The sequence below is a fragment of the Streptococcus suis genome (assembly GCF_902702775.1).
GTDB classification, from domain to species: domain Bacteria; phylum Bacillota; class Bacilli; order Lactobacillales; family Streptococcaceae; genus Streptococcus; species Streptococcus hashimotonensis.
Genome location: NZ_LR738724.1, coordinates 1,008,939 through 1,032,300 on the forward strand (window position 1 = coordinate 1,008,939; position 23,362 = coordinate 1,032,300).

Annotated in this window: 22 protein-coding genes; 20 read left to right on the forward strand and 2 right to left on the reverse strand. The window is 33.8% G+C overall.

From position 1 onward, the window contains the following. The first annotated feature begins 1 nt into the window (after window position 1). From pezA to GPW69_RS05045, 6 genes are all read left to right on the forward strand, one after another. Entirely contained in the window at window positions 2-478 is a 477-nt protein-coding gene (pezA, locus tag GPW69_RS05020) for a type II toxin-antitoxin system antitoxin PezA (protein ID WP_074391114.1), read from the forward strand. Further along, window positions 478-1,245: a type II toxin-antitoxin system toxin PezT gene (pezT, locus tag GPW69_RS05025; RefSeq protein WP_074391115.1), complete on the forward strand. Its 768-nt coding sequence runs from the start codon at window positions 478-480 to the stop codon at window positions 1,243-1,245. The genes pezA and pezT overlap by 1 nt, the downstream gene beginning before the upstream one ends. A 35-nt stretch (window positions 1,246-1,280) precedes the next feature. Beyond that, window positions 1,281-3,788, forward strand: a complete 2,508-nt coding sequence (locus tag GPW69_RS05030) for a Spaf_1101 family AAA-like ATPase (protein ID WP_002935064.1) — start codon at window positions 1,281-1,283, stop codon at window positions 3,786-3,788. A gap of 334 nt (window positions 3,789-4,122) precedes the next feature. Continuing rightward, the gene (locus GPW69_RS05035; RefSeq protein ID WP_002935059.1) at window positions 4,123-4,482 is read left to right on the forward strand and encodes an SAG1252 family conjugative relaxosome accessory protein; all 360 of its coding nucleotides are present in this window, start codon (window positions 4,123-4,125) and stop codon (window positions 4,480-4,482) included. A gap of 9 nt (window positions 4,483-4,491) precedes the next feature. Beyond that, entirely contained in the window at window positions 4,492-4,857 is a 366-nt protein-coding gene (gene mobC / locus GPW69_RS05040; protein WP_018163914.1) for a plasmid mobilization relaxosome protein MobC, read from the forward strand. After that, window positions 4,844-6,703 (forward strand): SAG1250 family conjugative relaxase, encoded by a 1,860-nt coding sequence (locus GPW69_RS05045; protein WP_024394872.1) that lies wholly within the window; start codon window positions 4,844-4,846, stop codon window positions 6,701-6,703. The genes mobC and GPW69_RS05045 overlap by 14 nt, the downstream gene beginning before the upstream one ends. Window positions 6,704-6,825: 122 nt before the next feature. Here GPW69_RS05045 and GPW69_RS05050 read toward each other — a convergent pair whose 3' ends face one another. Beyond that, entirely contained in the window at window positions 6,826-8,181 is a 1,356-nt protein-coding gene (locus GPW69_RS05050) for a sensor histidine kinase (protein WP_002935054.1), read from the reverse strand. Between the two features lie 15 nt (window positions 8,182-8,196). After that, a complete protein-coding gene (locus GPW69_RS05055) occupies window positions 8,197-8,895 on the reverse strand; it encodes a response regulator transcription factor (RefSeq protein ID WP_002935052.1) in 699 nt (232 codons plus the stop codon). Window positions 8,896-9,249: 354 nt separating this feature from the next. Between GPW69_RS05055 and GPW69_RS05060 the strand changes: the two genes are divergently transcribed. The 14 genes from GPW69_RS05060 to GPW69_RS05125 all read left to right on the forward strand — a co-directional run bounded on the left by GPW69_RS05060 (window position 9,250) and on the right by GPW69_RS05125 (window position 23,355). Next, on the forward strand, window positions 9,250-9,405 hold the full coding sequence (locus tag GPW69_RS05060) for a lacticin 481 family lantibiotic (protein ID WP_002935049.1): 156 nt from the start codon (window positions 9,250-9,252) through the stop codon (window positions 9,403-9,405). Window positions 9,406-9,433: 28 nt separating this feature from the next. Beyond that, window positions 9,434-9,589: a lacticin 481 family lantibiotic gene (locus GPW69_RS05065; RefSeq protein WP_002935048.1), complete on the forward strand. Its 156-nt coding sequence runs from the start codon at window positions 9,434-9,436 to the stop codon at window positions 9,587-9,589. 538 nt (window positions 9,590-10,127) lie between these two features. Further along, window positions 10,128-10,295 (forward strand): lacticin 481 family lantibiotic, encoded by a 168-nt coding sequence (locus GPW69_RS05070; protein WP_074391117.1) that lies wholly within the window; start codon window positions 10,128-10,130, stop codon window positions 10,293-10,295. 18 nt (window positions 10,296-10,313) lie between these two features. Beyond that, entirely contained in the window at window positions 10,314-13,094 is a 2,781-nt protein-coding gene (locus GPW69_RS05075; protein WP_024394871.1) for a type 2 lanthipeptide synthetase LanM family protein, read from the forward strand. Window positions 13,095-13,116: 22 nt separating this feature from the next. Beyond that, a complete protein-coding gene (locus GPW69_RS05080; protein WP_024394870.1) occupies window positions 13,117-15,189 on the forward strand; it encodes a cysteine peptidase family C39 domain-containing protein in 2,073 nt (690 codons plus the stop codon). Window positions 15,190-15,298: 109 nt separating this feature from the next. After that, window positions 15,299-16,207 carry an ABC transporter ATP-binding protein gene (locus tag GPW69_RS05085; protein WP_074391118.1) on the forward strand — a complete coding sequence of 303 codons (909 nt, stop codon included), beginning with the start codon at window positions 15,299-15,301 and terminating at the stop codon, window positions 16,205-16,207. A 1-nt stretch (window position 16,208) separates the two neighbouring features. Continuing rightward, window positions 16,209-16,973, forward strand: a complete 765-nt coding sequence (locus GPW69_RS05090) for an ABC transporter permease (protein ID WP_024394868.1) — start codon at window positions 16,209-16,211, stop codon at window positions 16,971-16,973. Beyond that, a complete protein-coding gene (locus tag GPW69_RS05095; protein WP_002935043.1) occupies window positions 16,957-17,691 on the forward strand; it encodes an ABC transporter permease in 735 nt (244 codons plus the stop codon). The genes GPW69_RS05090 and GPW69_RS05095 overlap by 17 nt, the downstream gene beginning before the upstream one ends. 165 nt (window positions 17,692-17,856) lie before the next feature. Next, the gene (locus GPW69_RS05100; RefSeq protein WP_002935042.1) at window positions 17,857-18,081 is read left to right on the forward strand and encodes a helix-turn-helix domain-containing protein; all 225 of its coding nucleotides are present in this window, start codon (window positions 17,857-17,859) and stop codon (window positions 18,079-18,081) included. A 277-nt stretch (window positions 18,082-18,358) separates the two neighbouring features. Continuing rightward, window positions 18,359-18,586 (forward strand): DUF3173 family protein, encoded by a 228-nt coding sequence (locus tag GPW69_RS05105; RefSeq protein ID WP_001258320.1) that lies wholly within the window; start codon window positions 18,359-18,361, stop codon window positions 18,584-18,586. Between the two features lie 22 nt (window positions 18,587-18,608). Continuing rightward, window positions 18,609-19,811: a tyrosine-type recombinase/integrase gene (locus GPW69_RS05110; RefSeq protein ID WP_024401217.1), complete on the forward strand. Its 1,203-nt coding sequence runs from the start codon at window positions 18,609-18,611 to the stop codon at window positions 19,809-19,811. A gap of 182 nt (window positions 19,812-19,993) precedes the next feature. Next, window positions 19,994-20,743 carry an HAD family hydrolase gene (locus tag GPW69_RS05115; protein WP_074391119.1) on the forward strand — a complete coding sequence of 250 codons (750 nt, stop codon included), beginning with the start codon at window positions 19,994-19,996 and terminating at the stop codon, window positions 20,741-20,743. 195 nt (window positions 20,744-20,938) lie between these two features. Then, window positions 20,939-22,273 carry a methylenetetrahydrofolate--tRNA-(uracil(54)-C(5))-methyltransferase (FADH(2)-oxidizing) TrmFO gene (trmFO, locus tag GPW69_RS05120; RefSeq protein WP_074391120.1) on the forward strand — a complete coding sequence of 445 codons (1,335 nt, stop codon included), beginning with the start codon at window positions 20,939-20,941 and terminating at the stop codon, window positions 22,271-22,273. Window positions 22,274-22,350: 77 nt separating this feature from the next. Continuing rightward, entirely contained in the window at window positions 22,351-23,355 is a 1,005-nt protein-coding gene (locus GPW69_RS05125; RefSeq protein ID WP_074391121.1) for a DNA glycosylase AlkZ-like family protein, read from the forward strand. Window positions 23,356-23,362 lie beyond the last annotated feature (7 nt).

Below are 23,362 nucleotides of genomic sequence, written 5' to 3' on the forward strand. Positions count from 1 at the left end.
TATGATTGGAGACAATATCAAGTCGCTACGCCGAACACATGATTTAACACAACCAGAATTTGCGAAAATGGTTGGTATTTCACGCAATAGCTTAAGTCGTTATGAAAATGGGACTAGTACAGTTTCAACTGAACTCATCGACCGTATTTGTCAGAAATTTAACGTTTCTTATGTCGATATTGTAGGGGAGGATAAGATGTTAACACCTGTTGAAGATTACCAACTGACTTTAAAAGTAGAAGTGATAAAAGAACGTGGAGCTGCCATTTTATCACAGCTTTATAGATACCAGGATAGTCAAGATATTGCTTTTGATGATGAATCCAACCCTTGGATTTTGATGAGTGATGACTTGGCCGAATTGATTAACACAAAAATTTACCTTGTCGAGACTTTCGATGAAATTGAGCGTTACAATGGCTATTTAGACGGTATTGAGCGGATGTTAGATATGGTACATCATCGGGTGGTGGCTTAATGAGGTTGGAAGAATTTAGTGAGGCTGACTTTCAGAAGGCCTTGCAGCGAACCATTCGGGCTTTAACCCGAGGAAAGACGATTCCAGATCAACCGAAAGCTATCTTACTTGGTGGACAAAGCGGAGCAGGTAAGACGACTATTCATCGTATCAAGCAAAAAGAATTTCAAGGTAATATCATTATCATCGATGGTGACAGCTACCGTTCTCAGCATCCCAATTACTTAGCCCTGCAAGAAAAGTATGGCAAAGACAGCGTGGACTATACCAAGGGATTTGCAGGAAAAATGGTAGAGCATCTGGTTGATGAACTTAGCACACAAGGTTATCATTTGCTGATTGAAGGGACTTTGCGTACCACTCAAGTTCCTCGTCAGACTGCTCAATTCTTAGCTTCGAAAGGATACCAAGTTTCTTTAGCTGTCATTGGTACTAAACCAGAGCTTTCTTATCTCAGCACCTTGATTCGTTACGAAGAGCTTTATGCCATTGATCCCAATCAGGCCAGAGCAACACCAAAAGAACACCATGATGGGATTGTTGAGAACTTGGTTGATAACCTAAGGGAGTTAGAAAGAGAGCAACTCTTTGACCAGATTCAGATTTATCAAAGAGACAGGACTTGCATTTATGATTCTGCAATTGATGAAGGCTCCGCAGCAGAAGTGTTACAAGAGTGTCTCTTTGGAAAATGGAGCAAGGTAGAGGAGGAGATGGTGAAGGAGAGTGAACTCCTACTTAATGAATTACTTGAGAAAAATAAATAATTGATTTTAAAGATAATATTTTTTGGGGGTTAGAATTGCGAGGATTTAATAATAAGATAAAATCTGTTTATCGAGAATTAACAAATACCAAAGAGAAATTCGGTAGTTTTCATAAGACCTTGATTCATTTACATACACCTGTTTCTTATGATTATAAGCTATTTTCGAGCTGGACTTCAACGAAATATAGAAAAAGTACAGAAGATGAATTATTTGATATATTTTTCAAAAATAAGAAAATCAAAGTTGATAAAACAAAATTTTTTAGTAGCTTTGATAAAGTTGTCTTTTCTAGCCCAAAAGAGTACATTAGTTTTCTTTTGTTAGCAGAAGCTATCTTAAAAAATGAAATAGAAATAGTTGTAGTAACTGATCATAATACTACCAAAGGTATTAAAAAACTTCAAACAGCAGTTTCAATTATAACGAGAACCTATCCGACTTATAATATACATCCTCATATTTTACATGGAGTAGAAATTAGTGCAGCAGATAAGTTACATATTGTTTGTATATACGATCATGAAAAAGAATCTTGGGTTAATCAATGGTTATGTGAAAATATTATAAGTGAAAAAGATGGAAGTTATCAGCATTCGTTGACTATCATGAAAGATTTTAATAATCAAAACATAATTAACTACATTGCTCATTTCAATAGTTATAATATTTTGAAAAAAGGTTCTCACTTGTCGGGTGCATATAAGAGACAAGTTTTTACAAAAGAAAATACACGATTTATTGGTGTAAAAAATATAAATTCTGTTGAAGGATCGAAAAATCGTTTATTGACAGATTTTAATTGTGAACCAAATTTTTTATTAGATAATGATTCACATGATATTGATTCAGTCGGAAAGAATAATATGTGGATAAAAGGTGGAAAGATTTCTTTTAAAATGTTCCAAGAAGCTTTGCTTGATTACACTGTATCAGTAAGTTTATTTGAACCAAATTTTGAACAAAAGTCTTACATAAAAGGTTTATACATTCAAAGTCGTGGAGGCGATAGAAGTTTTCTTACAGGTGATAAGTTAGAAAAAGATAGAGACTTCTTTTTAACATTCTCACCATCTATGAACTGTTTAATTGGAGGGAGAGGTACAGGGAAAAGTACACTAATAGATATGTTACAATTTGTACTTTCTCAGGATTGCGACAAGCAGAGTAAATTAGAATTCCTATGTAACCATGCAAATGCTTTTGTACTCTATGTTTTAGAGGATGCTGAATATATCATTGAGGTTAGTTTGCCAGATGTCTTGCAGGAAAATAAGGACAATATCTTACAATATTATGGGCAAAATCGTGAGAATAGGTATGGATATCCTTATAACTACAATTCTGACTCTATCAAAGAGTGGACACGCTCTCAATATACGAAAGTATACAAAGTTGAGGGAAAATTTTTCAAATTAGTTGATAAAACTAGAATATTAGAAAAAATGTTTGATAGGAGATATTCTGTTAATGAGTTGGTTAGAACAGCGGATGGAGAAAAAATTACAGAATTTATTTCCGACTTAATGCTAAAAAATAAAAATTTACCGAGACCAAACTATGGTTTAAGAACTCAGACTCTAGAATCATTCGAAGCTAAACTACAGGAACTTGATAAATATAGGAGAGTTCGTAAGGATTCAATACTCAAAATAATTGATGATTTCAATCAAACTCAAGTTGGTAAGTTAAGAATCTGTTATGAGCAAATTGATAGATGGGAAGTACCAGATTTTGAAAGCACTCTTTTCAAAAGTAATTCAACTCTCAATTTCTCATTTGAAAATTATAGAATTAGTAAGCGGGATGTTGCAGATATTCTATACCTTGTTTATCAGGAGTTAGGAATAAAAGGATTTGTTAACGTTATTTTGAAACAAAATATTCCTAATAGGTATTTTATATTATTAAAAAATATTTCTGAGGAGAATTTTGCAAAACATGAGAATAAGTGGAGAAATAATTCCGAGATTAATGATTCTAACATACCCTATTTAAAAACTAGTATTTATTCTTTAATCGCAAATAGTAGTTTACTAGATGAGTTAAAGAGAGTGCTAAAAGAACATGTAGCCAATGAAAGACTTTTTTTGGAGTTTAACATTAACTCAAAAGAAACATCTCAACATCTTGACATTCTTTATAAAGAAGTTAGTGTATTAAGTTTGGGTCAAAAAGTTGTAGCGATGTTAGATTTTTTACTAGCATATAGTGATTATTCAAAGGATTTCAGACCATTAATTATTGATCAACCTGAAGATAATTTGGATAACCGCTATATATACAGACATTTAGTTCAACAGTTTAGAGACGTGAAAGCTCAACGACAAATTATTTTAGCAACCCATAATGCGACAATTGTAACAAATTCCATGACCGATCAAGTGGTAATTATGGAATCAGATGGGGCTCATGCTTGGATTGAATCACAGGGATATGTTAGTGAAAAATTTATAAAAAACCATATTATCAATCAATTGGAAGGTGGAAGAGACTCATTTAAACATAAGATGTCCATATATGAGACAGCTCTTTCTGAATAATATAAGGAAATGAAAAGTAGGTTAGAAATATCCTACTTTTTGTTTTGTGATACTTTTTCCAAATCACCTCTATTATCCTAATATCATTCCTAAGAAAATCAAGTGTTGATTTTCTACTGGGGGTTTGGGGGCGAAGCCACCAAGTTATCTTATCGTCAGCTATCAAAACTCAAAGGTTTTGGTCAGCTGGCGATATGATTTTGGGGATATTGTGGACACAATATCTGAGCTCGCAAAGACCGAACAAGGAGAGAGTGAAGTCTTTAGGAAGCGTACTGACAATGTGAGGCAGCCTTACATTGTCAGACAAATATCATGTTGAAAGGATAGTAGGATGGGACAAGAAATTAAGTTAATCCGTAAGCAATTTAGAATCACGAGACAAGAAGAAAAACAGATAAAAGAAATGATGAGGGAACAAAAAGTGGGTAGTTTCTCAGAATTTCTTCGTCAAAATTTGTTGAAAAAGAATTATCAGGATAGAATTTTTGAAAGTTGGTTTTCCCTTTGGCAGTCTCAAAAGTTTGAACAAATTAGTCGAGATGTGCATGAAGTTCTAGTTGTCGCAAGAGAAAATCACCAAGTGACGCAAGAACACGTTTCAATCTTATTGACCTGCGTTCAAGAATTGATTGCGGAAGTCAATCAAGTACAGCCACTCAGTCGTGAGTTTCGTGAAAAATATATGAGATAGGGGGCTACTATGGTTTATCGTTATCGTACCAATCTCAAAAAAGTATTTCTAACAGATTCAGAATTACATCAATTGAATGAACGGATTGCTAAGAGTCATTGTCAAAATTTCTCAGTATATGCTAGAAAAGTGTTGCTGAATCCCAATATGTCATTTGTCACCATTAACACGGATACCTATGACCAGTTAGTATTTGAATTGAGACGGATTGGAAATAACATTAATCAAATTGCGCGTGCGATTAATCAAAGTCATCTGATTTCTCAAGAACAGTTACAAGAATTAAGTAAAGGAGTTAGTGAGTTGATTACTGGAGTGGAGAAAGAATTTCAAGTGGAAGTGAAGAGACTGAGGGAGTTTCATGGTAGTCACTAAACACTTTGCAACGCACGGGAAAAAATACCGTAGGCGTCTGATTAAGTATATCCTCAATCCCGGTAAAACAGACAATTTGAAATTGGTATCTGATTTTGGCATGAGCAATTACTTAGACTTTCCTAGCTATGAAGAAATGGTAGAAATGTACAATGTCAACTTTACCAATAACGACAAGTTGTACGAATCTAGAAATGACCGACAAGAAAAACACCAACAAAATATTCATGCCCATCACCTCATACAATCATTTTCTCCCGAGGATAATCTGACACCTGAAGAAATTAACCGCATTGGTTATGAGACCATGATGGAATTAACAGGAGGTCGTTTTCGTTTCATCGTAGCGACTCATACAGACAAAGATCATGTTCATAATCACATCCTAATCAATGCTATTGACCGCAATTCAGATAAAAAGTTGATATGGAATTATGCCTTGGAACGAAACCTTCGCATGATTTCAGATCGCATTTCTAAAATGGCTGGAGCGAAAATTATTGAGAAGCGTTTCTCTTACCGTGACTACCAAAAATATAGGAAGATTAGTCATAAATTTGAATTGAAGCAGCGCCTTTATTTTTTGATGCAACAGTCAAAGTCCTTTGATGATTTTTTAGAAAAAGCAGAGCAGCTACATGTTCATATTGATTTTAGTCAGAAGCATAGTCGATTCATGATGACAGATAGATCCATGACAAAGCCAATTCGAGGACGCCAACTCAGTAAACGAGAGCTATATGATGAAGACTTTTTCCGTACATATTTTGCCAAGCTAGAGATTGAAAATCGATTAGAATTTTTGTTGAACCGTGTTAATTCTTTGGAAAAGTTACTGACAAAAGCGAAAGAATTGAATCTAACCATTGACTTAAAACAAAAGAATGTAACCTTCATACTTGAAAAAAATGGAAAGCAGATATGTCTGAATCATAAAAAAATAAGTGACAAGAAATTATATGATGTCAATTTTTTTCAAGATTACTTTAAAAATAAGGAAGTAGGTGATTCAGGAGGATTAGAGAATTTAAAGGAGCAGTACCATGCTTTTCAAGAAGAACGAGATAAGGATAAGGTATCCACTAAAGAGATTGAGGAAGCCTTTGAGACATTTAAGGAAACACGAGATGCCGTTCACGAATTTGAAGTGGAACTTGCAGGACACCAAATAGAGAAGTTAGTTGATGAGGGCGTTTATATCAAGGTGTCTTTTGGTGTAAAGCAGAGCGGTTTTATTTTCATTCCTAACTATCAATTAGATATTCTTGAAGAAGAGAATCAGACAAAATATAAAGTCTATATCCGTGAGACAACCTCATACTTTATCTATAACAAAGAACATTCGGATAAGAATCAGTATATAAAAGGACGAACCTTGATTAGACAGCTAACCAACGATAGTCGAGCAATACCATACAGACGACCGACTGTTGAAAGACTTCAAGAAAAGATTACTGAGATTAACCTCTTGATTGAGTTAACAGAGACAGACAAAAGATACCAAGACGTTAAAGACGAACTGGTCGCAGAAATAGCAGAGCTAGATGTCAAACTAAATCAAACCAATGAAAAAATCGCCACCTTGAATAAGATGGCGGAAGTGCTTATCAACCTAAAGAGTGATGATCCGAATAGTCGAAAACTAGCAAGGTATGACTTTTCAAAACTAAATTTGACAGAATCAATTACACTAGAACAAGTGACTGAAGAAATTAAGCTATTACAAGAAAAATTTAGCTTATATCTGGATGAGTATGAAGGGCTGGTAAGTAGAATAGAAAGGTTTGTAAAAATTCTTAATACAGATATAGACTTGAAATTCCAAGAGAATGTCTCACTAGAATAAACTATTACCTATAGGTTTAATTAATAAAAATCAAGGAGAGTTTTTGCTATAAAAAATAAGGAAGAAATCTATCGAAAGAATTGATAATTGGGCGATTGATAAAGGTATCCTCAAAAATATCTTCAACCAATACTATCTAAAGTAATAGTAGTTTGGAAGTATTCTCCCTGTTGACTAGATATAAACATATCACCACCATGCAAATCAACAATTTGCTTAGTAATTTTTAAGCCTATACCACTCCTACGAACTCCAGAAATATCAAAATTAAATTCTTCAATTTTATTGATATTGTTAAGTCTATCCACAGATGTTCCCACTCCATTATCTAGTATAGTAATTGAAAATCTGTCATTGGTCAGAGATTTAAGAATAATCTGAATATCACATCCAGAGGGGTTATGTAAAACAGAATTGTAAATCAAATTATGGATTATCCTAGAAACAAGAGATTTTTCGACATACATTTTTTTGTTATATAAATTTTCATCGGCAGTAAATTCAAAATTGAAATCGTGCCAAATTTCTTGATTAATAATTTGAATGATTATATCTTTAAAAAATGGAATAATATAAATAATTTCTTGTTTCAATATCAGATTTCCGTTTGTTAATCTAGCAAATATATTTAGGTCATTGAGAAGGTTCTGGATATAATGACTTTCAACTAAAGTAGGAGTTAAATATTTGAGTAGAGTGTCGTTATCAGTTTTCTCAATGGCTAAAGATATGTTGGATACAATAACTGAAAGAGGAGTTTTTATGTCGTGTGCAATTCCAGAAATCCAATCTTCTTTAAACTCTTCATTTTCACGAAGTTTCTGATTGGCAGAATTAATGGCGAATGTTAATTTATCTAGTTCTTTTACTGATTTAACTTGTGTATTTACACCGTTCGGTAATTTTACAATTGCAGAAATAATTGGCTTGATATTTCTATCTAGAAAAGTAATACTATAAATGTATAAAATTAAGCAAAATAATATGTTAGCAAAAATAATTGATAGGATAATGATGGGAAAAATTTGAATCCTGCTCAAATCAAAATAATTATTACTATAGCGAATAATACTATCTTTCGGGAATGCAATAATATATATATCCTGATCATTTTCTTTTATTTGAGTAAATACAGGATAGTCTTTTAAATAAAATCTGGAGAAACGAATAACATCTGCAAAATCAAATTGATTAGCTATATCTTTAGGTTTATCAATATTAAATTTTTCTTTTCCACTATTTTTGTCAATAATCATAATCCATAAGTTATTATTATCGATTAATTCTTTGGCTTTTTGACTGACAGTATAATTACCATCAGATAAAACAATTTCTGATGATACTGTTTCTATAATGTTGGAGGCAGACTGTTGGCTACGTATATAGTTTGCTGCTACAGTTAGAAGTACTATATCAACCATTATGATGAAAATAAACGATAAAATAAATTTTAATATATTCTTTTTGAAAATATTCATAAGATCTCTTATTGTTTAAATAGCAAGTTTATATCCAAGCCCTTTAACGGTAATTAGATGCTTTGGCTTGGAAGGTATAATTTCGATTTTTTCTCGAATATTGCGTATATGGACCATTAAGGATTTTTCATATCCAAAGCTATCTAATCCCCAAATAGTATCACATATTGTCTCTGTGGAAACGATGTAATTTTTGTTGGTAAATAGCTTTCTAAGAATTTGAATTTCAGTAGGGGTCAGTGAAAAATTTTGATTACTTTTTTTTACGCTTGCATTATTCAAGTCAATTGTGCAATCTGTTAATTCAATGAGTTCAGATTCATCTCGGTAAGCTCTTCTCAACAATGCCATTATACGGTAAGTTAAAGATTTAGGTAAAAATGGCTTTGTAACATAGTCATCTCCTCCTGAGTCAAGCCCATTTATTTCATCATCAGGATTATTTTTAGCAGTTAAGAATAGAATTGGGACATCAGATGTCTTTCTTACATATTTGGAAAGTAAATAGCCTTCACCATCTGGTAACATGACATCTAGAATAATTAAATCAATTTGAGATACTGAAAAAATATCAATACCTTCGCTAATACTATAAGCAAAACTAATATTTTTGAAGCCACGACTCATGAGCACTTCTTTGATTGATTCGCTTAATGCGATGTCATCATCCACAATTAGTATATGTTTATTCAACAATTGTATTTCAAAACCCATACTTTTACCTCCAATGTTTATATAAATTATATCATACAATAAAGTTATCGGGTTTATTTAGCCTTACTCAGAATGAAAATATAATAAGCATACAAATATTTTATGACTTGACAATCATATAATAAAGATTGAAATAATATTTAATGTTGTAATTCGAAAAATAAAACAAGTTATAGATAAAAATATATTATTTCAAGGGCCTCACTAACTAAATTAAAATATTTGGAGATTAAAAATCTTAAAGTTAAATTTATGTTTTCTTTATACAGACTTTAAGATACTCCTGTAAGATGAACTTGTAACAAAGAAGATATCGATATTGTCGGTAATAAAAAATAGAAAGAGGAAAATGTTATGAAAGATAACTATGAATTAATGAATACGATTCAAGAAGTAAGTCTTGAAGAGTTGGATCAGATTATTGGTGCTGGAAAAAATGGAGTTTTTAAAACTATCTCACATGAATGTCACATGAATTCATGGCAGTTTTTATTCACATGTTGCTCGTAAAAAAATTTTTCAAAGAGAGGCGACTAAAATGAAAAAAGATATTGAATTAATGAGTACGATTCAAGAAGTAAGTCTTGAAGAGTTGGATCAAATTATTGGTGCTGGAAAAAATGGGGTTTTTAAAACTATTTCGCATGAATGTCATATGAATTCATGGCAATTCCTATTTACGTGTTGTTCATAAATATATACATTTAGATATCTTTGAAGTTACGTAATGGAGGATTTCCTCTGACAATTTACAGACAGACTCAAAATTATTTTGGTCTGTCTTTTTTTGATAACGCTGGGCATGGCTACATTTAAGATGAAAGTACTCTGGGGACACCTGCTAGCGAGTAACCCAATAGGACTCAAAATGCTGACTATTATGAGGTGGCAAGGATAGGGAGGAATAGTGAAATGGTGGTTCTCTGAACAGAAATGTTATGTAAGGTATATATGGAGGATGAGAAGACCAAAAATTCTAAATACCTAGAAACCTACCTAGCAATGTGAGAGTTAGGGAGCTCATATCTTGTGTAAACGAGGAAAGATGCAGGACTTATCCCTAGAGGTCTCATGTGAAGTTGATCGTTGCCATAGAAGTGACGAATATTTTGTAATGTATAAATTTATTTAAAATTTATTATTTCTTAAACTTATCTTTAAGTAAGAGTACTAAAATTATCATATAGAGAAGTGCACTGACTAAACTAATATTAAAAAGAAGGTAAAAAATTATGAATGCGAAAACTAATAAAGAAATAAATTATGAAGCAGTTGCTACACTACAAGAAGTAAAAATCGATGATCTGGATATTCTTTTAGGAGGAGCAGGTCATGGTGTTAATACTATTTCTGCGGAATGTCGTTGGAATAGTTTACAGGCAATCTTCACATGTTGTTAGTTTTTGGAGGGGAACAGTATGGTGGGTAGCGAAATTTTGTACAACCAATTTAATACTTTTCAAAAAGTAGTTCTTGAAAGATACTTTCCAGAACTATTACTGGAGGATGGTGATATCATTGATGAGATTGGGAAAAAGATTTTAGATTATTATCGTCCGACGCTAATTTATTTAATAAATGAGAAGCGGATTGAAGGAAGTCTAGTAGGGTCTACACCAGAGATTCGTTATGACTTTTTTAATAATGTCTTATGTAGGAAAGGTATAATATTGGATGAGATTGAGCAACGTTTCCCAGAAATAAATCATCGCGTTGTACTCAGTATTCAAAAATATTTAAGTTTGGTTGAATTTGTAAAAAATACATTTATTTCTGACTTTTCAGAATTAGTAGCAAAAAAGTACATTAATAGTACGTGCGTGACTCCTAACATAAGTGATATCAAACTTAATGTTACTGGAGATATTCACAATGGTGACGGAGTATGTATTGTATCTTACCGAGGACAAAAGGTTGTATTAAAAAAGAAATCAGCTAAACCAAACATACTTTTGGCTCGATTAGATTCTAGAGTCAGTGCTTATCTAGATAAAGAAATTCATTTTATTCCTAGTTTTTTGAATAAAGGAAATTATTTTTGGGAAAAATTCGTAATTAGTAAGCCTATTAATTCAAAAAATGAAGCTGAGGAATTTTATCGTAGAATCGGTTATTTATTAGGATATTCCTACATTTTAAATATTTCAGACTTACATTTTGAAAATTTAATCTCTTCAAATCTTACACCTATTTTGGTTGATGTCGAAACAATTTTTTCTATCTCACCATTTGATACGTTGGTTGGTAATAAAGCAACATTTCATATTATAGAAAAAAGTAGAGACTCCGTACTTTCCACTGGTCTTCTTCCAATTGCTGACTCAGATGATGTTTTTGGCGGGGATACTAGTGGAGTTCTTGGGGGAACATTCTTTGGGGAAGTAAAAGTTGTTGTTAATCATAATCGGGATGACATCCGTATCGAAAAGAAAAAATATCAGATAAAAAATCAAGAACATTTACCCTATTTTCTTAATTCAGGAGGAGAGAAGCATTATCTTAATGCGGTAGAATATATTGAATTCATTAAAGAGGGATTCCGAGAATTGGGGAATTTTTTTGTCAAGGAAAAACAATACCTTAAAAATCTTTATTTAAATCATAGCGATATTCAGACTAGAATTTTATTTCGAAACACTAAGGATTATAGTTTAATACGACAATTACTAATATCTCCCGTATACTGCGATAAGTCGAAAGTGCTATTTGAAAAAATGTCAAATAAACTAAATGAATATGACTGTGATATGTTAATCCAGTCAGAAAAAAATCAGCTATTAAACATGGATATTCCATATTTTAGCACAAGCATTAATAGCTGTGATATTACAGATGGAGAGAGAAAAATTTGGAAATTAAAAATCTCAGCGTTAAATACGGCTCTTAAAAAGTTAGAGAGGCTTAGTGATGAATTAATTGAGGAACAGATTGATTTGATAGAATTTTCACTAAAAACTACACAAGCTTTGTATAGTACAGAGCTTCAAGAAGAATATAGAAAATATGACTGTACTAGTGTTGATGACGGTATATTAAATGAAGGTATTAATGCGTTAGTAGATATCATCTTGGATGATGAGAAATATTCATTGGAAGATGATAGTACAAATTGGTTAACTTTAAAAGTTAATGATCACGACGCTTTTGAATTAGTTCCAATGGATAATTCAGTATACGAAGGAATCGCTGGCATGGCTATTGCTTTATCTGAAGCTTATGATTTAGTTGATCCTTCTAGACAAGAGAGAATTATGGATTGTTTGAAGCGAATACTATCAACTTTATTAAATTTATATACTAAAATAGAAAATCCAACATACTTCGTTGGAAAATTAGGAGTTTTTTCTGCTATTTCTAGAATTAGCTTGATTACAGGTCAGAGACTTCCAGATGATATATTTAAAATTAGAGATCAATATTGTTTAAATTTAAATACATCGCAAGCTGATTTTTTATCAAGTTTTCCGAATGAAATTGTTGCATTCAGGAATACAGACACAAATATAGAGAATCTAGCTCAATCACTAGTTAAACTTAAAGAATTAGGTGTCAATAACAATGATTATATATGTTGGAATCGATTAGAAGCAAATAATGTCAGCCTTGCCCATGGGAATTTAGGAGTAGAAGTAGCCTTGTTGTTTTTAGCATATAAATCTAATCGTTCAGAGGCCTTAGATCTATTTAATAAGGCTAGAACTTTTGAAAATCAACAAAAACTAGGTGAAGGCTGGATTGATAAAAGGAATGGTGAAACAAGTGCGAATTGGTGCCACGGTTCTACAGGGGTATTAGTTGCAAGGTTGGCACAGCTGCAATTAAATGATAAATATAATATTTTATCTGATTCTGAGGTAGAAGAATTGAGAAGAGATGTAGAGCATGCTGTAAAACAAATTATTGAAATTGGTTTTGATATGACTAATTTTTCGCTGTGCCATGGTACCAGTGGAAATTTATTAGCTCTCAGTTATTATTTAAATTATATGGAGAATTGCCAGTCCAAAAAACTCAAAGGTATTGTAGATCGAGAATACAAAAAGTTACATTCATTTGGTTTAGAAAAAGGCTGGATGTGCAGCTTTAATACAAAATATAATGTTTATGGCTTAATGACTGGGATTCCAGGAATTTTGTTTTCTACAGCTAAATATCTAAAAGAAGATAAATCGCTTGATATTCTTATTCCTAGCGTATGAGTTACAGAAAGGAAGAAAGACGATGAAGATTATTTTGCAAAACAATGAAGAAGATTGTCTTCTAGCTTGTTATACTATGATGTTGAATGACCTTGGACACCGAATCCCTTTACATGAAGTCTGTAATAAAGATTCATTACCAGCAGATGGTCTAAGTTTATCTTATCTACTAACTTTAAATGATAGATTTGGAGTGACTATAAATGCTTATCGAACTTCATTTGATGATTTATTGAAAATTTACGAAGAAACCAAAAGAAGAATGATTATTCACTGGAATAACGATCATTTTGTAGTTCTAGAAAAAATTAAAACTGACCGAGTCCTAATTGTAGATCCTGCAATTGGCCGAATTAGATACCATAAAAGTGAGTTTATGGAACATTATTCTGGAACGATGATTATGGTAAATAAAGGTAACGAGTTTAAGCCAGAAAGATATAACCCCATTTTTTGGAGTTATTTTAAGAAGACACTTCAGGTCAAACCCATTTCCTTATTTATTTTATCTTTGTTATTTATTCAAGCAAGTGTACTATTGTTTTCAATAAATTTAAGACAAATGCTAACAGATGAGTTCAAATTCAGTGCAAATTTATTTTTACTAAGTTTTGTTCTTGTTTTTCAACTGCTTGGATATTTTGTAAAAAATAAGGCGCTGAATAAGTATAATAGGGATTTTGACAAATATTATAGTAAAGAGTTATTTATAAGGCTTTTAAAGAAGCCTTTGTTATATTTTCGCAATCATTTAAGTGGTGGGGTTTCTGAAAAGATTAATCTAAAATCAATATTAAGAGATAATGTTACATTAAAAATTATACCGTCGTTTATAAGTTTAATTTCAGCCTTGGTAATTTTTATCTATTTAATGACAATCTCTGTAAAATTAACAGTGATTTTAGTTGTGATGATCTCTGTCTATAGTATATTTTCGATACTGTTATATTATAAACAAAGCGAATACAATCAAACGTATTTGCAATATCTTATCGATTTTAATTCGGAATTACAAACCGATTTGGACGATATTGACTATATAAAGATAATGAGAAAAGAAGATAAAATTTTCAATTCTTGGGTGACAGTCAATAATAAAGTCACAACAAAATACTCTCAAATTTTGAGAATTGAAAATCTATCTCAATTGATTGGAACTATATTTAACTACATCAGTTTATCTTCTATTATAGTTATATCAGTTTATTACAATAACTATATAGAAGTATCACTTTCGGACTTACTTGTATATCAAACTAGCATTTCATTATTGATTTCGGCAATTGAACAGGTGAAAGGAGCAATTTTCGAAATACTTCGATTGGAGATTTACGCTGAAAAGCAAAGTGATTTGTTGAAAGACTCAGCACCAATTACTGTACCGAGTTCAGAATCAAACGATTATTTAATACAGACTGATAACTTAAACTTTTCTTATGGTAATAAACCAATCTATAAAAATATTAATCTTACAGTCAAAAAAGGAGAAAAAATTGCTATTGTAGGAAAATCGGGGAGTGGTAAATCTACATTACTGTTACTTCTAGCAGGCATGCTTCGTTATAATGGCTCTATTAGATATGGAATCGTAGGATTTGAGGATTATATAAGTGTGGTTTTACAGAATATGACGCTTAGAAAAGGAAGTATTTTAGAAAATCTTGAATGGACTTCTAATGATTTATCTCCTCTTTATCAAATATTGAAAGATACGGCAGCGGATGAAGTAATCTCTCAGCTACCTAACAAAATATATTCTAAATTGTTAAAACAGGGGAAAAATTTATCAGGTGGACAAATTCAGAAATTACTTATAGCAAAATCATTGATAAAAGATAACGGCATTGTTTTTTGGGATGAGGCGTTTAGTAATTTGGATGAACACAGTAAAAATAGAATTTATGAAAATGTATTACAGTCTTCTAGGTATTCGGATAAAACAATGCTGATTGTAAGTCACCATTTAGATATTGTGAATTTTGTTGACAATGTTATATTCATTGATGAGGAGTCTGGTGAAGTGATTAAAGATAGTCATAAGAATCTCATGGAAACAAATGTAAATTATGGAAAATTTATTTGTTCTAGTTTTTAAGTAAACCCCAGTTCTCTTAATGTTATCTTTAACTTGTGACAGTACAATAGTAGTGAAATAAAAAAGAGAGGAAGAGCCCTAAGAGTAGGCTTATATTAGGTATGTAGAGATGAAAAATGTAATTGAATTGCGTAGACTATCAAAAGTGTATAAAGATATTACCACGGTAGACTTAGAAAAGATTACCGTCCGAGAGGGTGAAATTTACGGTTTTCTTGGACCAAATGGGGCAGGTAAAACAACAACTATGAAAATGATATTGTCTCTGATTAGTCCTACTTCGGGAGAAATCATAGTAACTGGCTCTAATATACAAAATGGCAAAGGCTATCTAAAACAAATTGGGTCAATGATTGAGGAACCTTCTTATTATCCTAATCTTACAGGTTATGAAAATTTAATGGTCTTTCAGAAGATGGTAGGATTCGCAAAAGAAAATATTTGGCCAACATTAGAGTTAGTGGGATTGTCAGAAGAAAAAAATCGGAAAAAACTTGTGAGGGATTATTCACTTGGTATGAAACAAAGACTAGCACTTGCTTTTGCGTTGGTTAAGAAACCCAAAATTCTTTTACTTGATGAGCCGACCAATGGTCTTGATCCAGCCGGCATTCATGAAATTCGAGAATTAATTGTTAAATTAGCTAAAGAAGAGGGATTGACAGTATTTATTTCTAGTCATATTCTTACAGAGATTGAGTATATTGCAGACAGAGTTGGAATTATCAATCACGGACGTTTGGTTTATGAAGGAGAAATCGAAGCTATTAAAGCTAATAGGTGGGTGGAGATTGGTGGAGATTTTTCTCAGAATAATATAGTTCAGAGTTTGGTTGAGTTCGGTTCAGTAGAAGTATTAGGTGCAACTGCAAGTTATGTCAAAATAAGCGATATTGATAATGATAAATTAGCAGATGTAGTAAGTTATTTAACCAAGAGTGGTTATCGCATTTTTAGAGTGGCCAGAGAGAGTGAAACACTAGAAGATATTTTTCTAGAGTTAACCAAGGAGGTGTAGCATGAGAGGTATATACATTGAATGGTTAAAAAGTAAACGAACAAAATCTTTTTCAATAGTAACTATTTTGATTATTGTTGCGACACTATGGAATATCGTTACGTTTAATTCTGCATTCTCTTCCCATCCAGAATTAAAAGGGGTAGAAATTTTATTTAGCAATCAAAATGTCAACCTCCTCATGCTTCCTATAGCAGTTTGTGTATTTGCTGCTCGCATTGTATGGAATGAGCGTGAGGGTCAGACTTTTAAGTTGCAATTTTCAAATGGTCATAATCTTCTAACTATTTTTGCCAATAAATTCTTATTTATGGTTATTATCTTTAGCTTCATGTCAATTCTAGAAGTCATTGCTATTTGTATTTTTGGTCAACAAGTAGGCATCAGAATCCCGTTCTCAGTTATTTTATTTCAACTTTTTGCCCAATTTCTTTCAGTATATTCTTTGATTTGTATCTATTTATTCTTAGCTATAGTAGTAGAAAAACAGGGTCTATTATTGGCATTAGGTTTGTTAGGTGGTTTTTTAGGCATTGTTTTGACTCCAAGAAGTTATGGCTTCAGTAGTTTGATTAATCCTATAACAGGATTTGGTAGCTTAGCACCCTATAAATATCAGTCTCTTGGTGGCGGGGAGTTTGCATACATTTTTGATAGTCAATTATTTTGGAAGTTGATAATTTATTCTGTTTATTGTTTATTGTTGTATGCTATAGCCAATCTCGTTTTGAGAAAGAGAGGGAATAAAGATGGGAAGTTATTTTAAGGCAGAATGGAAAAAAGCTAGAAAAATCCAACTTTTGTTGATTGGAATGGCTTTTCTGACTTTTTCTAGTTTTATTGGGTTAGGAATATATTTTTCTAATAGGGATGTTTTAGTTGAAGGAACACAATCACTGGTTTTATGGGGACAATTAACATTTTATAATAGCACCTTGCTCTATCCTCCGATGCTTGCTATTATTGCTGGTTTACTGATTATACCTGAATTTGAACGAAAAAACCTTGAAATGTTGAAAGCAAACCAAGTCTCAATGTGGAAATTGTATTTTGGTAAATTATTGTGTAGTTTTTTCATTATTCTTCCAGTTCAACTAGTATTATTAATTATTTTTATTATAGCAATTCATGCTGATGGAATTATTCTGGATTTGAGTTTACAGACGTATATTAAATGGCTATTATTGTCACTTTTAGCATCTGTTCCAATAATTATTCTTCAATCGTATATAACAGTGAAAACAAGAAATTTCAGTAAAAGTATTGGAATTGCGACAGTTGGAAGTGTATTGAATTTTGTACTTATCTTTATCAATGAAGATTTAACAAAATTTTTCCCTTATTCTCAGCCAATGGTTGCACTCCGAAGTAGAGCATTAACAGATATGTCTTTTGGTAATTTATCTATTTTTCTGGTAGTAAATAGTATATTTTCTATCCTTTTTTATAAATTAACAGTAGATGTTTTGGAAAAAAATAATTAGTTTTAAATAAATCGCTTCTATATAACATACAAGTCACTAGGCTTTTATAGGAGTTAAAAAAGAGGAGAGGTACTCCTCTTTTTTAATAATCTGTTTGGTCCAAGCTGGACCATTTTCCGTCTTTTTATAATTTGTACAGTATACTTTTTCTTAGGAGAAAGCTTAATGTATCGGCGAATAAGAGATATACGAGAGGATCATGACTTAACTCAGCAGAATGTATCCGATTATCTTAGTATTACACGTTCAGCATACGCAAAGATTGAGCGAGGTGAACATACATTATCGGCTGAAGTGCTAATACAACTCTCGAATCTTTACAACGTCAGTACAGATTATTTGTTGGGGCAAACTGACTTTCCCCACCGAATAAAGAATAATTTAAAATAGTCCCTCCTGATTTGTTCATTGACAATTGAATAATTCTAGGTGGGACTTTATTTATTTGTTGAGCAATAGAATGTAATGCGCCAGGAAATGAGCGAAAATCATTTATTCAAAAATAGGATGGTAACCTATCTGCCATGACACAAATAATGATAATGATACTTCTGACCGTTCAGGCTGCCATCGTAAAAGGACAGCGGGTGAAATTCCCATGATTGAACTAACCATTCAAATCTCATCTAGCGTGTAAAAAAACTTAGTGATTTGAGGAGAAAAGTGTATGAGAACTGCTACATATAAAGATTTAATGAATTTAGGATTTCCTGAACATACCTCTAGAGACATTATTCGAGAAGCTAAAAGAATTGCTGTAAAAAAGTTTGAAGAAGCTCGCAAAGTTGACCATAATGCGGTACAATTAAGTAAATCGCCCTTTGACAATCGAAGACTAGGTATCGCACCAGCAGAAATTGTGGAACAATTAATAGGGATTCCACTATCTAAATAACATTTAGAAAGTGAGAATCCAAATGGTAACAAAAAGTAGTAAAAAATACAAAGGTGTTTATTGTGATAATAAGGGAAAGATATTTTATCAGATTGATCTTGGAATCGACCCAGTAACTGGCAAAAGGGTACAAAAGAAAGCTAGAAAAAATCAATATGGTAAAACCTTTGAAACAATGAAAGAAGCATATGACGAATTAGTTCGTATAAAATATGAATTTGCCAACAAAGTCAGTTTAGAAAATTACAATATGACTTTTGAAAACTATATGAACAAAATTTATTTAAGAGCGTATAAGCAAAAAGTTCAGTCTGTGACATATAAGACGGCTCTTCCTCATCATAAACTTTTTATTCAATATTTTGGTTCAAAGCCATTAAAAGCAATAACTCCTAGAGATTGCGAGGCTTTTAGATTGCATATCATAGAAAATTATTCTGAAAACTATGCGAAAAATTTATGGTCAAGGTTTAAAGCTTGTATGGGTTATGCAGAAAGACTTGGCTATATTTCAGATATGCCTTGTAAAGCATTAGATAATCCTAGAGGTAAGCATCCAGAAACTCCATTTTGGACCTATGCGGAGTTTCAGACATTTATCAAATCATTTGACTTACATGATTATGAAGAATTACAACGATTTACTGCCATCTGGTTATATTATATGACAGGTGTACGAGTGAGTGAAGGTTTATCTTTATGTTGGGAGGATATTGATTTTGATAAAAAATTTCTAAAGGTGCATACAACCTTGGAGAAAGATGAAAATGGAAATTGGTATCGTAAAGACCAAACAAAGACTCCAGCAGGTGAACGACTTATTGAATTGGATGATATAACTATTGAAGTACTTCAAGTTTGGCGAAAAAATCAGTTTGCAAATCAAGATACAGATTTTATCATTTCAAGATTTGGAGATCCTTTTTGTAAATCAACCATTTGTCGCATCATCAAACGTAAGGCACAACAAGTAGGAGTTCCTGTTATTACAGGTAAAGGTCTTAGACATAGTCATGCTTCTTATCTAATAAATGTTCTGAAAAAAGATATTTTATATGTGGCAAGACGAATGGGACATGCTGATAAATCAACAACTTTGAACACATATAGTCATTGGTTTAATGCTTTAGATAAAACAGTTTCTGAAGAAATCACACAAAATATTAAAAGTGCAGGACTGGATTCAATTTTATGCCAAAATTCCTGCCAAACTTCAAATTTATGAACTCAAACCCCTTGATACTGCACATTTAACAGGTTGTGCAATTGTTACTCTTAAATAATAGAGTTTCCAATCAAAATAAAAACCTATCACTTAATGTGGTAGGTTTTTTCGTTCTATTGTTGCAAACGTTTTCGTTGTGGGGTATAATATAAAAAATGCTGTCTAAAGATTAGGAGAAAGACATGAAAAGTTACAAAAACTATATCTTCGATTTTTATGGTACATTGGTTGATATTCGTACAGATGAAAATAAACTAGAGGTCTGGAATCAGCTAACACAGATTTACAATGCTTTTGGTTGTTCCTATCGGCCGCGCCAGTTGAAAAATGCCTATCATCGTTTTGTAGAAGAGGCGGAGAGATCTCTCGCGGAAACAGTGAGTTATCAGTATGTCGAAATTGATTTAGAAACAATCTTCATTCGTCTATTAACGGATGTACCAAATGAAAACCAAAGTACCAATAAACCGACTGATTTAGAGACTTTTGGACAAGTAGTAGCCGCGATTTTCCGCGTACTTTCACGTGAAAAGTTAGAGGCTTATGAAAATACTCTAACTAGTCTACAGACATTAAAGGATAGAGAAGCGCGATTATTTATTCTCTCCAATGCTCAACGAATTTTTACTCAGGCAGAAATTGAACAGACAGGTTGTGCTGATTTGATGGAAAAAATTTATATCTCTTCCGACTTTAAGATGAAGAAGCCTGAACCAGCATTTCTTCAACTGGTTTTAGAGGAAAATAATCTTGATGTTGAGGAAACGGTTATGATTGGTAATGATTTGACATCCGATATAGCTATTGCTCATGAATTGGGAATGGATTCCATTTTGCTGAATACTTTCCCGTATAGTCAGGAAGAAATCGACTCTTATAGGAGACTTGGTTGGAACTTTGAGGTTGTTGGAGATATAGCGGAGCTATTGTAAATAAGCTATAGAATAGCAAATGATATACATAAAATATATTATGTAAAAAATCGGAGCTACTTTCATTTCAATGAAGGTAGTTTTGTCTTTTCTAGCCATTTTCTGGTATACTAGATAGGTATAAAATTTAGAAAGGTTCTGTTTTGGGGTATTCCCAAACAGTAGTCAGATCTTCTGGCTAGAGGTATTAGTTTCATGTCTCAAACCCACATTAATGTTATCGGAGCTGGCTTGGCTGGCTCAGAAGCTGCTTATCAGATTGCCAAACGTGGCATTCCTGTCAAACTTTACGAGATGCGAGGTGTCAAACCGACCCCTCAGCACAAGACGGACAAGTTTGCTGAGTTGGTTTGTTCCAACTCATTCCGCGGCGATAGTTTGACCAACGCTGTTGGTCTGCTCAAGGAAGAAATGCGTCGTTTGGATTCCATTATAATGCGAGCTGGTGAGGCTCACCGTGTGCCTGCTGGCGGTGCTATGGCCATGGACCGTGAAAATTTCTCTCAAGCAGTCACAGATGAGATTCACAACCACCCGCTAATTGAGGTCATTCGTGGCGAGATTACAGAGATTCCTGAAGATGCTATTACAGTTATCGCGACGGGGCCTTTGACGTCTGACGCCTTGGCGGAGAAGATTCACGCCCTCAACGGTGGCGACGGTTTTTACTTCTACGATGCGGCAGCACCGATTGTGGACAGCTCGACCATTAACATGGACTTGGTTTATCTCAAGTCCCGTTACGACAAGGGAGAGGCTGCCTATCTCAATGCACCGATGAACAAGGAGCAGTTCACCGCTTTCTATGAGGCCTTGATTTCAGCCGAAGAAGCACCGCTTAACTCCTTTGAAAAAGAAAAATACTTTGAAGGCTGTATGCCCATTGAGGTCATGGCCAAACGTGGCATCAAAACCATGCTCTATGGCCCAATGAAGCCAGTTGGTCTGGAATACCCAGAAGACTACAAGGGACCTCGTGACGGCGAATACAAGACACCGTACGCAGTTGTCCAGCTCCGTCAGGATAACGCAGCAGGTAGCCTTTACAATATTGTTGGCTTCCAGACCCATCTCAAGTGGGGGGAGCAGAAGCGGGTCTTCCAGATGATTCCAGGACTTGAAAATGCTGAGTTTGTCCGCTACGGCGTTATGCACCGCAATTCCTACATGGATTCGCCAAACTTATTGGAACAGACCTTTGCGACCAAGAAAAATCCTAATCTTTTCTTTGCAGGTCAAATGACAGGAGTAGAAGGCTATGTCGAGTCTGCTGCCTCTGGCTTGGTGGCTGGAATCAACGCTGTTCGCCGTTTCCGTGGCGAAGAGCCAGTCATCTTCCCACAGACCACAGCCATCGGAGCTCTGCCATTCTACATCACCCACACCGAAAGCAAGCACTTCCAGCCTATGAATGTCAACTTTGGTATCATCAAGGAGCTGGACGGACCGCGTATCCGCGACAAGAAGGAGCGTTATGAGGCAATAGCAGAGCGTTCCCTCAAGGACTTGGAAGAGTTTTTGGGTTACTAAGATATTTAGACTATCATCAGACACCTTCGGGTGTCTTTTGTGTTATACTGGGATTAGAAAAGCGGAGGAGAAATACGATGCACCACGATACTTGGAAGGGAATTATTCTGCAGAAACAAGGTCTGTTGGAACCCCAGTCTGTTCAGCAAATCTGCCAAAATCTCAATGGTTTGCAGGCTCAGTTTCAGCCCTATGTTCATGTCGGATTTCGTAACCGTATGACAGCGGAGGATTTTCATGAGGGTAGCTGGCAGGAGGAGCTGACTCGTCAGTGGTCCATTCGGCGAACGGTTCATGCCTATCTCAAGTCGGAAATTCCTCTCTATATCCACGAGGGGCGGCTGGCCAGCACCGAATACTTAAAGACAGAAGGATGGGACGGGTTTAGCCCTCAGACCAAGCAGAAGTACCACCAGCTGATTTTAGAAGCCCTTGAACAAGGTCCTATGACTCGTGAGGCTCTCAAGGTCCTTTGCCGTGGGGAAAAGATGACACAAGAAGAGGAGAAGCTGGTCTTTAACGCCTGGGGCGGCCTCTTTCGCTACATGGTCGAGCGTGGAGAAGTCTATCAAGAGTACGGTGCTAAGCGTTTTCATCGTCTGACAGACTTTCAGCCACTTTCTCGGGAAAAAGCAGAGCTGGAAATCGCTCGAAGGTATTTTTCAGGTTTTGGACCTGTCAGCCTAGCTGATGCCCGTTACTATTTCAAGGAAAATAAATCTACGGTCCTAAAATGGATGAAGCAATTAGACCTGAAAACTCTTGAAGTAGCAGGAGAAGAACGCTTTTATCTTGGAGAATTAGAAGAAGCAGAACTGCCTGACTGCCTTTTCGTTGCAGGATTTGACCAACTTTTACTAGGTTATGAAAAGAAAGCTAATCCCTTTTTTAATCCTAAATACATCCGTAATATCTATACTTTGACGGGTATTGTCAAACCTGTTGTATTTTATAAAGGACGATTTGTGGCAACCTGGAAACGAGATAAAGGTACCATTTTGCTAGATATTTTTGAAGACATCACACAACAAGAAGAAAAAGAATTGGATCATTACCGCCAAATGTATGAGAAAATTCTGTGACATTAAC